The sequence below is a fragment of the Mesorhizobium sp. WSM4821 genome (assembly GCF_055901555.1).
In genome coordinates, this window is the sequence record NZ_CM148371.1 from 5301467 (window position 1) to 5314246 (window position 12780).

Sequence of the window (12780 nt, forward strand, 5' to 3'; positions counted from 1 at the left end):
TGAGAGGTTGCTCGCAGCGATGCGAGCACACACCGATGCCTGCAATCGAAGACAAATTCCTGAAGCCGCCCAGTCCGCTTCCCACCGCGAGCCATAGTCTCAAGAGGCGTGATCTGTGGTATTATAGGCCGGTAAGGCGGGAGGCGCCGGTCCTGCCTGCCTCTGACCTGCGGCTTGCGAGTCGTGAATCTTTACCGAGGCTCAACATGGAGCGGAAGCTCGCTGCCATCCTTGCCATCGATGTCGTCGGCTACTCGGCGCTCATGGAGGCGGATGAAGCGGGCACCTTCGACCGGCTGAAACGTGGCCGCAAAGAGCTGTTCGAGCCGGAAATCGCGACGCGACACGGGCGTATCTTCAAGTTGATGGGAGACGGCCTGCTGGCGGAGTTCGGCAGCGTGGTGGATGCGGTCGAATGCGCGGTCACGCTTCAGCGCGGCATGGCGGAGCGTAACGCGAGCGTTGCCGAAGACCAACGCTTCGAAGTCCGGATCGGAATCAACCTTGGAGAAGTGATCGTCGAAGGGGACGATCGCTATGGCGAGGGCGTAAACGTGGCGTCGCGTCTCCAGCAACTCGCCGAGCCCGGTGGCATCTGCGTTTCGGAGAAGGTGTCCAAGGAGGTCAGGCAGAAGCTGGCGTTTGCGTTCGACCCCATGGGCGAGCAGCGGGTGAAGAATATAGCCGAGCCGATATACTGCTACCGGGTGAACCTGCACGTTCCAAGAGCCGCTCCGGTCGGCCGACCGGCATCGCTGGAATTGCCCGACAAGCCCTCGATCGCGGTCTTGCCTTTCACCAACATGAGCAACGATCCGGAGCAGGAAACCTTTGTCGACGGCTTGACCGAAGACCTGATCACCGACCTGTCTCGCTCAGCCGGCCTCTTCGTCATCGCGCGCAACTCAACCTTTGCTTACAAGGGGCGGTCGGTCGATGTGCGTCTGACCGCGCGTGATCTTGGGGTGCGCTATGTGGTTGAAGGCAGCGCCCGACGCGCCGCGGCGCGCGTGCGCATCAATGCGCAGCTGATCGACGCGATCGGCGGCGATCATATCTGGGCCGAGCGCTACGACAGCAGCCTCGAGGACATCTTTGCAGTGCAGGACGAGGTTACGGCCAAGATCGTCGAAGCCCTTGTCGGCCGATTGGCTGGACAGCCGGCGCGCAAACGGCCGACGAGTCTGGAAGCCTATGACCTTTGCGTGCGAGCCCGCGGCGTCAGTTTTCAGACTGGGTTAGGCGCGCGGGAAGCGCGCATGCTCCTGGAAAAGGCGATCGGACTCGATCCCGACTATGCCGAGGCACATAGCTTGCTGGCCCTCAATCTTTGGCTCGGCTGGCTGTTTTGGAACGAGCCGAAGCAAACCAACCAGCCTCGTGCGCTGGCGGAAGCGCAGCGGGCTGTGGCGCTCGACCCTAACGACGCGGGGAATCGCTGGGGGCTGGGAATCATACTTGGTCACGAACGGCGTTACGGGGAATCGGATGCCGAGTTCGAGGCGACCTTCAAGCTCGATCCTAATCATGCCGATGCCTGGGCGATACGCTCGGATCTCATCACCCTGAGGGGTGACGCGGTCAAGGGCGTCGAATTCGTGAAGCGGGCGTTGCGGCTCAATCCGCGCCCACCGGGATGGTACTATTGGATGGCAGGCCAAGCCTATTATGCGCTCGGCGACTATCAATCCGCGGTCGAGGCTTTGCGCAAGCCGGAAACCTACCGCACCACGTCGCGGCGCTTGCTTGCGGCAGCCCTCGCGCAGCTCGGGCGCCTGGATGAAGCCCGTCAGGAGGCGGAATTCTTCATGATGAACGATCCCCATTTCAGCATCAGGCACTGGGCAACATCGCAGCCATTCGACAACGAGGAAGTGCTCCAGCGCTTCGTCGAAGGCTACCGCAAGGCTGGCCTTCCCGACTAAAGAGCGCATCGTTTGGATCGCCGGCTTGCTCCGGTCAGGACATAGGCTCGTCTTTTGCCTGTGAAGGGGAATGCCCGTTGATGGCGCCCGAAGCGGCGCATTGCTGCCATTCGCAAGAGGAGAATTAAAGGTCTCCGATGAGTCAAACTGGTATTCCGTCTCGATACCCACGAGTCGGACTTCACCACTGGGGAAGACGCCGCAGCGACCGCGATTTTTGAGCGCCTGCCCGGCAAAAGCCATGATCGCGCTTATGTCAGGCGGGCATGACCGTTGCGAGAATCGAAAATGACGAAGTCCGAACGAGCCTTGACAGGCGAGCGCTGCTTAGGGCTGCCGGCCTTGCCGCGCTGGCCGGGCTCGCTGGCTGCGCCACCGTCCTGCCCACCGGCGAAGGCGCCGGTGTCTCGGCCTCGGCCGCCGGCAGGCTGGCGGGCATCCGCTCTTCCGCCGGTCTTGCACCGCTTGTCCCAGATCCCCGGCTCGAGCAGGCGGCCCTGCAGCAGGCCGGCTATATGGCGCGCGGCGGCCGCATGACCCACACCACCGGCTGGGGCAAGGGATTTGCCTCGCGCGTCCGGGGCAACGGCATCGCCGGTGCCGCCGCCGAAAACATCGCCGCGGGCCGCTTCGACGAGCCGAAACTGTTCGATATCTGGATGCATTCGGCTGGCCATCGCCGCAACATGCTCGACCCGCGCTTCACGCGCTTTGGCCTGGCCTTTGTCCGTGACGGCCGCGACAGCTCGCTGCGCTACTGGAGCCTGGTTCTGGGCAGATAGGGGTCGGGCAAACAGGGACCGGCACGCCGGCCCAATCCGCAGCCATCATATGCGCCGCGACGCCCATCGGCTGCGGATCATCAGGCCGTCGGTGCTTGCGGCCGAGCAACTCCCCGATGTCGCTGGCCGAAACCGGTTTGCTGAAATGATAGCCCTGCATTTCATCGCAGTTGTTCCTGCGCAGGAAGGCCACCTGATCGTCTGTTTCGACGCCCTCGGCAATGACCCTCAGATTGAGCTTTTGACCCAATGAAATCACCGCGCTGGCGACAGCCTGATCGTTCTCGTCGGCGACGAGATCGTTGATGAAGGACTTGTCGATCTTCAGCCGCGCGACTGGAAAGGTCTTGAGCGCACTGAGGCTGGAATAGCCCGTTCCGAAATCGTCGATCGAGATCTGAACGCCCAGGCTTTGCAGTTCGCTCATGGTCGCGACCGCCAGGTCGATATCCTGCATGATGAGGCTTTCGGTCACCTCCAGCTCGAGATACCCGGCCTCCAGACCGCTGTCCGCGAGCGCGTTGACGACGCGGCCGATCAGGTTCCTTTCCCTGAATTGCCGGGCCGACACATTGACGCAGACAGTCATCGGCGGCAGACCCGCATCCTGCCAGGCCTTGTTCTGCCGGCAGGCTTCGTGCAGAACCCAGTCTCCGATCGGTACGATCAGGCCTGTCTCCTCGGCCGCCGGAATGAAGGCGGTCGGCGGTATCGTGCCCCGCGTCGGATGATTCCAGCGCACCAACGCTTCGACCGCGAAGACCTGCCCCGACCGAAGATCGACTTGCGGCTGATAGACAAGGGTGAATTCGGAACGGGCCAGGGCGTTTCGCAATTCCTCCTGAAGCACGAATTTTTCATGCGCCGTGGTGTTGAATTCGGGAGCATAGAACTGGAAATTGTCGCGACCGAACTCCTTCGCGCGGTACATGGCTGCATCGGCATTGGCCAGCAGCGCGTCTGGATTCAGCCCATCCTTGGGGTAGCTTGCAATGCCGATACTGGCGGTCGCCCGCAGCCGATGCGCTCCGAGCTGAACCGGCTCCGCAATCGCCACACGGATTTTTTGCAGGGTCTCGGCGATCAGATCGACGTTCGTCGGCTGGTCGAACAGGACGATGACGAATTCGTCGCCGCCAAGCCGCACGACGGTATCGGTCGCCCTTACGCACTCGACCATGCGGGCGGCAACGGTCTTCAGCAGCTCGTCACCGGCATTATGGCCAAGCGTGTCGTTGACCAGTTTGAAATTGTCCAGATCGATGAACACCACCGTCACCCAACGATCGTATCGTTGCGCGTACAGGATCGCCTGCGAAAGCCGGTCCTCGAGCAAGGCGCGATTGGGAAGCCCGGTCAACACATCATGATTGGCCATGAAGTGGATCCGATCCTCGGCCAGCTTGCGCTCGATGGCGATCCCGGCGATGCGCGTCGTGAAATCGATGAGCCGGGTCTCGGCCTCGGTCGGTTCGCGCACCGTCATCGAATACATCGCAAAGAGGCCCAGCACTGCGCCCTGATGCGACAGGATCGGGGTCGACCAGCACGAACGATAGCCATGGGCCGCCGCCAGCTGGCGATAATCCTCCCAAAGCGGATCCTGCATGATGTCGGCGACGATGACCGGTTCGCGCCGGTAGGCGGCGGTTCCGCAGGACCCCACCTTGGGACCGATGGCAACCCCGTCGATGGCGCTCGTATAGTCTTTCGCCAAGCTCGGAGCGGCGCCGTGGTGCAAGTGGCTGCCGTCCTTGTCGAGCAGCAGGACGGACCCGAATATCCCCGTCAACTGGGATTCGACGAGGCGCATGAGGCGGTCGAGCACGTCTTCGAGCGGAGCGCTCGTCGCGATCATTTCCAGTATATGCGCCTGCCCGTCTCGAAGGACGTCCGCCTGCTTGCGGGCAGTGATATCGCGGGCGATGCCAACCAGACCGAAGATATCATCTTGAACATTGCGCAACGGCACCTTCGTCGACGAGAACCATTTGCCGGCGCCCGATGCGTCGATCACAAACTCTTCCTCGTCGATCATCGGCTGTCGGCTGCGCAGCACGTCCTGCTCGATAGCGCGAAATTTCCGCGCAAGCTCGGGGGCATGAAGGTCGAAATCGGTCAAGCCGATCATGTCGCTGGGGCTGTCCTTGCCGCAGTCGGACGCAATGGCCCTGTTGGCCACGACGAAGCGGCTTTCGGTGTCCTTGACCCACATGTAATCGGGTACCCAGTCGATCAGCGTCTGCAGCGAGATACGCTCGTCGACGATCAGGCGATTGGCGGCGAGTTCGGTAACGTCCTCATGCGTGGCGACCCAGCCGCCGTCGGGCATCGGCTGATGACGGATCTGAATCGTCCGCCCGTCGGTGAGTTCGGCGGCCCAGTCTCTCGAAGCCGTGCCCGAATTGACCGCCCGGGCCATTGCGAGATAGGCGTCGGCAGCCATTGCGGACGTCCCCGCAGCGACGCGACGCTCGATGATTTCGTCCAGCGTGACACCCGGCTGCAAATGCTCGGGCGCGATGCGGTAAATCTCCGCATAGCGGCGGTTGCACAGGATCAGCCGTTCATCGGCATCGAAAAAGCAGATGCCTTGCGAGACGTTGTCGATAGCCGTCTCGAACCGCAGCGCCTGCCGCTCGAGCGTTGCGATCGTAGCCCGAAGCTCGCGCTCGAGGGTTTCGTACGAGGCGGCCGTCAGCTTCGCCAGCGCGGCCAAATTGGTCGATTCGGGCGCTTCGGCGGCTTGCCTCGATGATTTCGTAACCAAACAGAATTCCTCCGGCTCGGCGCTTGCAGCAAGGCAAGGACGGCTCGCCTGCAAGCTAAACGACCGCATAGTGGTCCGGATATACTAATGGCAGGTGAACCGGTTCGATGCCGGAGGCAACCAGGCGTTGATAGCCGGGATCCAGGGTGTTCTCAGAGACTGTTTCGAAATTCGCTCTGGCGAGCCATATGGTGGTGGTTTCGAGAACCGGAGCGCAGAAAACGCCGTCAGATGGCCGCCGGAGTAGAATTTCCAAGCAGGCTCTCAGGGTGGCGACCTGAGTTCGGAGCCTGGTGCAAAGCCCCGAACGTCAGTCCATATGCGCGGCGGGTGCCCCACCGGCCGGACCGGTCCTTGGCTTGCGCAGCAGGAAAACAAAGGGGATGGCAAGCAGCGTCATCATCATCAGCAGCTTGAAGTCATTGACGTAAGAGATCATCATCGCTTGGCTGTTGACCATGCGATCCATCTGCGAAAGCGCCGTCGGATCACCGCCCGCCGCTGCCGGCGACGCCGCCCAGAGGTTTGGATTGAACGGATTGACGTAGGCCGAGAGCTCGGCATGGTTGACCTGGGTGTTGCGTACCAGGAGAACCGTTACCACCGATACGCCGATCGACGAGCCAAGATTGCGCACCAGGGAAAACAGCGCCGTGGCATCAGTGCGGAAGCGTGCGTCGAGCGTGGCGAAGGCCACAGTCGACAGCGGCACGAACACCATGCCCATTCCCAGCCCCTGGATAACGCCGGAACTGATGATGAGCCAATCGTCCATCTGCGGCGAGAAGCTGGACATCGTATGGAGCGACTGCGCGGTCAGGAGGAAGCCGATGACAACGAGGATTCTGGCATCGACCCTGTGCATGATGCGGCCGACCAGGAGCATCGAAATCATCGTGCCGACACCGCGTGGCCCCATGACGACACCGATGGTGACGGTCGGATAGCCGAAGATGTTGGACAGCATTGGCGGTAGCAGCGACATGCTCGCAAGGATGAGCACACCCATGACGAAGATGAATGCCAGCCCGGTCACGAAATTGCGGTCGAGGAAGATCTTCGGGTCGATGAAGGGCTGCTCCGCCGTCACCGTGTGAATGATGAACACCCAGAAACCGGTCAGCGAAAGACCAAGCTCGATCCAGATCTCCACCGAGGAAAACCAGTCGACCTCGCCGCCGCGATCGAGCATCAGCTGAAGCGCGCCGACGCCGAGCGATATCATGGCGAAGCCGAAGAAATCGAAGCTCCGCACCCGCCTTGCAACGGCCGGCAAATATGCGGCCATCCCGAGGAAGGCAAAAATGCCGACTGGCAGATTGATGAAGAAGACCCAGCGCCAGCTGAAATTCTCGGTCAACCAGCCACCCAGAGTCGGGCCGAGGATCGGCCCCAGCATGATGCCGGCGCCCCAGATGGCCATCGCCTGGCCGTGGCGTTCCTTCGGATTGATGTCGAGCAGGAAGGTCTGCGACAGGGGCACGATCGCCGCGCCGAACACGCCTTGCATAAGGCGGAACAGCACCATGCTCTCCAGGCTCCATGCAAGGCCGCACAGCATCGAGAAGATGGTGAAGCCGACCACCGCCGTCAGGAACAGTTCCTTACGGCCAAGCCGGTCGGCAAGCCAGCCGGTGACCGGCGTCATGATGGCCGCGGCCACGATGTAGGACGTCAGCACCCAGTTGATGTTGTCGGGGGAAGCGCCGAGATCGCCAGTCATAGTCGGCAGCGCGACGTTGGCAATCGTCGTATCGAGCGCCTGCATGATCGTCGCCAGCATGAGCGCAACGGTGATCAGGCCGCGATGCGGCACTTCGCGAAAGGGTTCTGGCGTGCTCATGATGCGGAACTTCCGACAGGTAACAAAAACGTGTACATTAGAGCGACGTGCGTCCATTTGGATGCATAAAGTACGCTCTAGTACTTTGAGTCCGCGCATCGTGCTTTCCGAAAATCGATTCCGATTTTCGGGCCGATGCGCAAGGCTTCCGGGCGGCGAGGCCTTCCGTATGGAGAGACTCTCGACGCGGTGGGACGCGACTATCGATGTGGGGGTTACATCGACCGAGCGTCTCGACAGGACGCACACCTGCCGCCCGGAAACCTGAGGACCGAAGGACCTGCGTCGCGTTGTTCAGGCTTCGGTCAGGCCGCAATGCAGCCCGGTCCAACCCCAACCCTCACCGCACGTCCTACCGGACCGATCCTGTCATCTCCTCTCGTGCATTTCCTCTCGCTGTGAGGCGAGAATTCCACTTCCGATGTCCTATTGCGCCTCACCCGCCGTGGCGTGGCCGAAGATACTGGGAAGCCCGCGGGAAACGCCGGTATCCACCGTGACTGTCACGCTCATGCCGGTGCGCAGCGCCATCCTGGCGTCGGCATCGGCCAGTTCCAGGCGCACCGGAATGCGCTGGGTGACCTTGACCCAGTTGCCGGTGGCGTTCTGGGCGGGCAACAAGGAGAACTCGGCCCCCGTGCCGGCGCCGATAGCCTTGACCGTGGCTTCGAAGGTCTTGCCCGGATAGGTGTCGACCACGATTTCGGCCTTCTGGCCCGGCTTCATGTTGGTGAGCTGGGTTTCCTTGAAATTGGCATCGATCCAGGTGTCGCCGGTCTCGACCAGCGAGAACAGCGGCGTACCCGAGCCGACATACTGGCCGACCTTGAACGAGGCAGCCTGGCTGACGATGCCGTCGGCCGGCGCCCTGACCGTGGTCTGCGCCAGATCGTAGGCAGCCTTGTCGCGCGCGGCGAGTGCCGACATCACGGTCGGATGCTCGTCGGTCTCGATATCGGGATCGCCGCCAAGTGCCGCCTTGGCGCTGAGGATGCCCTGCTGGGCCACGGCCAGTTGCTGCCTGGCCTTGTCGAGATCGTTCCTGGCCTCGTCCAGCGACGACTTGGCATTGATGCCCTTGCGGGCAAGGTCGGCGGCCCGGTCGTATTGCGACTGCGCGTAGTCGACCTGGCTGGCGTCGGACCCTTCCTGTGCCACCGCCTGGCTGTAGGCGGCACGCAACTGCTCGACATTGAGGCGCGCGCCGGCCACCGCCGCATCGGCCTGGGCCAGCGCGATCCGGTATGGCTCGGGATCGATGGCGAACAGCACGTCGCCCTGCTTGACAGACTGGTTGTCGAAAATATCGACCTGAACGATGCGGCCCGCCGTATCGGCGGCGATCGACACCTTGGCCTGCTGCAGATTGGCGTTCTCGGTTTCCTGATAGCGGCCGCCGGTCACCCAGACATAGCTGCCGCCAGCGATCAGCGCTGCGGGCAGCGCGAACATCAAAAGAAAACGGCCGGCACGGCGCTTCTTCTTCGGCGTCGGCGCTAACTGCGGAGCGACCGCCACAGGAGCTGCCGCCGGCTGCGCGGGAGCTTCCATCTCCAGCTTGGTCGCACTCTCATCCATCTTGGCTACCGCGTTCATGCTGCTGCGCCTTCTGCACCCTTGATTTTCTCGCAGGACGGCGTTTCGCCGTCCGCCAGGTTTTCGGCCATCGCCTCCAGTGCCCTGATCAGGACGCGGCGATCCTCAGGCGACACGCCGGTCAGCGATTGCTCATAGACTTCGCCAGCAAGGCTCTTGACCTCCGCGTAAGCCTCGCTCGCCTTGGCGGTCGGGAAGATCATGCGGACGCGGCGGTCGGCGGCGTCGGAACGGCGTTCGATCCAGCCGCCCTCCTCCATACGGTCGACAAGACGGGACACGCTGATCGGTTCGATCTCGAGAAGCTCGGCGAGCCGCGCTTGCGTGATGCCTTCTTCCTTGGCGACGCGGACCATAAGCCGCCATTGCGCCGAGGAAAGGCCGAGCCCGCTGGCCTTCGCCTCGAAGCGCTTGCGCATCAGGCGCTGCACGTCGTGGATCAAAAAGCCCAATCTGTCGATGCCATCGGAAACCATAAGCGGCATATATTATAAGCGTGCTTATTATTCAAGGTGGCGTATTGTGCCAGAAGCCGGCAAGTTTCATGACAGCCGCAGGAAGGCGCTACAGCTCCAGGTTCCAGTTCTGGCCGACCAGATCCTTGCCGAAGGCGTGGTGGCGCTCCTCGTCGGCCAGCTTGAAGCCTGATGCCTCGTAGATGCGACGCGCCGAGACAAGAATGTCGTTGGTCCATAGTGTCAGCGTCTTGTATCCCTTCGCACGGGCAAAGCCGATGCACTCCTCGACCAGCCGCCTGCCGATGCCGAGACCGCGCGCCGAGGGTTCGACATAGAGCAGGCGCAGCTTCGCCACCGCGTCCGACTTGCGCACGACGAAGACCGAACCGGCGACCTCCCCTTCCCGCTCGGCGATCCAGCTGCGCTCCCATTTCGGATCGAAGGATTTGACAAAGGCGCCGAGGATTTCGGCGACCAGCGCCTCGTAGGTTTCGTCCCAGCCATAGTCCTGGGCGTAGAGCAGGCCCTGGCGATGGATGATCCAGCCGATATCGCCGACCTGCAAAGGCCGCAGCATGTAGGGGACCTTGGGTTCCGCAGCCTCATCCAGCAGGCGTTGCACCGTCAGCATGGCCTTGACCAGCCTGTCCTGATCTAGAGCGGGAAGCCGGTCGAGCAAGGCCGCGACCTGATCATGGGAGCCCTGGTTCAGCGGCGCGAAGGCCGTCCTTCCCGCCGGTGTCATCGTGATCGACGAGCGCCGCGCGTCGGCTTCCGTCGCTGTGCGCTCCACCAGGCCGCGCTCCTCGAATTTTTTCAACAGCCGGCTGAGATAGCCGGGGTCGAGACCGAGATCGCGCGCGAGGTCAGTGGCGGTCAAACCGTTGCGATGCGCAAGTTCGTAGAGGACCCGAGCCTCGGTCAGCGAGAAGGCGCTTTTCAGCCATCCTTCGTCGAGCAGGCCGATCTGGCGGGTGTAGAAGCGGTTGAAGGCCCGCACCGCATCGATCCGCTCCTTGCTGGGTTGATGATGAATCGTCATTCCATCCTCCTGCTCGCACAAGATCAATCATTTAGTTGACGCAGTCAAGTATTTAGGAGATCGGTCGGGCCTGTTCGACAACATTCGCATCACCTCCACCGGGCTATGGCATGGCGGAACGGTGCCCGCTTCTGGTGCCCGCTTCTGATACTCAAATCGCCGGGGCGCCGGTAACGCCATCATTCCGGAGCGGGACGGCTGAATTAGGCTCTCGCGTGCCTTGACTCTCGCAAGCCGCCAGCTTATCTCACCGCCACGTTAGCACTCGCCATTGGTGAGTGCTAACTAGGTCCGGCGCCGCCGGACGGAGGAACTGTTCTCACCATTCTCATCGAGGAATAAAAAATGGCAAAGTCGAAGTTCCGCCCGCTTCATGACCGCGTGGTCGTACGCCGGGTTGAATCCGAATCCAAGACCGCCGGCGGGATCATCATCCCGGATACGGCGAAGGAAAAGCCGCAGGAGGGCGAGATCATCGCCGTTGGTTCCGGCGCCCGCGACGAAGCCGGCAAGCTCGTCCCGCTGGACGTCAAGGCTGGCGACCGCATCCTGTTCGGAAAGTGGTCGGGCACCGAAGTCAAGCTCAATGGCGAAGACCTTCTGATCATGAAGGAATCCGACATCATGGGCATCATCGGCTGAATATCGGCCTCACCGTCACTTAAATCTTCGGGCTCAATCCAAGCCCCTGCCAGGAGCTAAAAATGGCTGCCAAAGACGTAAAATTCTCCCGCGACGCCCGTGAGCGCATGCTGCGCGGCGTTAACATCCTCGCCGACGCGGTCAAGGTCACGCTCGGCCCCAAGGGCCGCAACGTCGTCATCGACAAGTCGTTCGGCGCCCCGCGCATCACCAAGGACGGCGTCACCGTCGCCAAGGAAATCGAGCTTGAAGACAAGTTCGAGAACATGGGCGCGCAGATGGTCCGCGAAGTTGCTTCGAAGACCAACGACATTGCCGGCGACGGCACCACGACCGCGACCGTTCTGGCGCAGTCGATCGTCCAGGAAGGCCACAAGTCGGTTGCCGCCGGCATGAACCCGATGGACCTGAAGCGCGGCATCGATCTGGCCGTCACCGAAGTCGTCGCGGCCCTCGGCAAGGCTGCCAAGAAGATCAAGACCTCCGAGGAAGTCGCCCAGGTCGGCACGATCTCGGCCAATGGCGATGAGTCGGTCGGCGCTATGATCGCGGAAGCGATGCAGAAGGTCGGCAACGAAGGCGTCATCACCGTCGAGGAAGCCAAGACCGCCGAGACCGAACTCGAAGTTGTCGAAGGCATGCAGTTCGACCGCGGCTATCTCTCGCCCTACTTCGTCACCAACGCCGACAAGATGGTTGCTGATCTCGAGGACGCCTACATCCTCCTGCACGAGAAGAAGCTCTCCAACCTGCAGGCCATGCTGCCGGTTCTCGAAGCCGTCGTGCAGACCTCGAAGCCGCTTCTCATCATCTCGGAAGACGTCGAAGGCGAGGCCTTGGCCACGCTGGTCGTCAACAAGCTGCGTGGCGGTCTGAAGATCGCCGCCGTCAAGGCCCCGGGCTTCGGTGATCGTCGCAAGGCCATGCTGGAAGACATCGCCATCCTCACCGGTGGCCAGGTCATCTCGGAAGACCTCGGCATCAAGCTCGAGAATGTCGGCCTCAACATGCTCGGCCGCGCCAAGAAGGTGTCGATCTCCAAGGAGAACACAACCATCGTCGACGGCGCCGGCAAGAAGGCCGAGATCCAGGGCCGCGTCGCCCAGATCAAGCAGCAGATCGAGGAGACCACCTCGGACTACGACAAGGAGAAGCTGCAGGAACGCCTGGCCAAGCTCGCCGGCGGTGTTGCGGTGATCCGCGTCGGCGGTGCGACCGAGGTCGAGGTCAAGGAAAAGAAGGACCGCGTCGATGACGCCCTCAACGCGACCCGCGCGGCCGTCGAAGAAGGCATTGTCGCTGGCGGCGGCGTCGCCCTGCTGCGCGCTTCGGCCAACATCAAGGCCACCGGCGTCAACGCCGACCAGGCTGCCGGCATCAACATCGTGCGTCGCGCGCTGCAGGCTCCGGCCCGCCAGATCGCGGCCAACGCCGGTGCGGAAGCATCGATCGTTGCCGGCAAGATCCTCGACAACAAGGGCGCGACGTTCGGCTACAACGCCCAGACCGGCGAGTATGGCGACATGATCGCCATGGGTATCGTCGATCCGGTCAAGGTCGTGCGCACGGCCCTCCAGGACGCGGCCTCGGTCGCCGGCCTGCTGGTCACCACCGAAGCCATGATCGCCGAGGCGCCGAAGAAGGACTCGGCTGGCGGCGGCATGCCGGGCGGTATGCCTGGCGGCATGGGTGGCATGGGCGGCATGGATTTCTAATCCAGCA

9 protein-coding genes are annotated in these 12780 nt (G+C 62.4%); 4 read left to right on the top strand and 5 right to left on the bottom strand.

What is annotated here, in order from left to right:
* The first annotated feature begins 206 nt into the window (after nt 1-206).
* Both AC0NID_RS25840 and AC0NID_RS25845 read left to right on the top strand, forming a co-directional pair.
* On the top strand, nt 207-1925 hold the full coding sequence (locus tag AC0NID_RS25840; RefSeq protein WP_473458855.1) for an adenylate/guanylate cyclase domain-containing protein: 1719 nt from the start codon (nt 207-209) through the stop codon (nt 1923-1925).
* A gap of 266 nt (nt 1926-2191) precedes the next feature.
* The gene (locus AC0NID_RS25845; RefSeq protein WP_473458853.1) at nt 2192-2707 is read left to right on the top strand and encodes a CAP domain-containing protein; all 516 of its coding nucleotides are present in this window, start codon (nt 2192-2194) and stop codon (nt 2705-2707) included.
* Here AC0NID_RS25845 and AC0NID_RS25850 read toward each other — a convergent pair.
* The 5 genes from AC0NID_RS25850 to AC0NID_RS25870 form a co-directional block, all read right to left on the bottom strand.
* Nucleotides 2628-5477: an EAL domain-containing protein gene (locus AC0NID_RS25850; protein WP_473458851.1), complete on the bottom strand. Its 2850-nt coding sequence runs from the start codon at nt 5475-5477 to the stop codon at nt 2628-2630. The two genes, AC0NID_RS25845 and AC0NID_RS25850, sit on opposite strands and share 80 nt — an antisense overlap.
* A gap of 310 nt (nt 5478-5787) precedes the next feature.
* The gene (locus AC0NID_RS25855; RefSeq protein WP_473458849.1) at nt 5788-7320 is read right to left on the bottom strand and encodes a DHA2 family efflux MFS transporter permease subunit; all 1533 of its coding nucleotides are present in this window, start codon (nt 7318-7320) and stop codon (nt 5788-5790) included.
* 426 nt (nt 7321-7746) lie between these two features.
* The gene (locus AC0NID_RS25860) at nt 7747-8916 is read right to left on the bottom strand and encodes an HlyD family secretion protein (RefSeq protein WP_473458847.1); all 1170 of its coding nucleotides are present in this window, start codon (nt 8914-8916) and stop codon (nt 7747-7749) included.
* Nucleotides 8913-9392: a MarR family winged helix-turn-helix transcriptional regulator gene (locus tag AC0NID_RS25865; protein ID WP_145723451.1), complete on the bottom strand. Its 480-nt coding sequence runs from the start codon at nt 9390-9392 to the stop codon at nt 8913-8915. Before AC0NID_RS25865 ends, AC0NID_RS25860 begins: the two co-directional genes overlap by 4 nt.
* An 88-nt stretch (nt 9393-9480) precedes the next feature.
* On the bottom strand, nt 9481-10416 hold the full coding sequence (locus AC0NID_RS25870; RefSeq protein ID WP_473458845.1) for a bifunctional helix-turn-helix transcriptional regulator/GNAT family N-acetyltransferase: 936 nt from the start codon (nt 10414-10416) through the stop codon (nt 9481-9483).
* Nucleotides 10417-10761: 345 nt separating this feature from the next.
* Here AC0NID_RS25870 and groES point away from each other — a divergent pair, with 345 nt between their 5' ends.
* Both groES and groL read left to right on the top strand, forming a co-directional pair.
* Nucleotides 10762-11058, top strand: coding sequence for a co-chaperone GroES (groES, locus tag AC0NID_RS25875; protein WP_006203049.1), 297 nt, complete (start codon nt 10762-10764; stop codon nt 11056-11058).
* A gap of 62 nt (nt 11059-11120) precedes the next feature.
* Nucleotides 11121-12773, top strand: a complete 1653-nt coding sequence (gene groL / locus AC0NID_RS25880) for a chaperonin GroEL (protein WP_474033336.1) — start codon at nt 11121-11123, stop codon at nt 12771-12773.
* Nucleotides 12774-12780 lie beyond the last annotated feature (7 nt).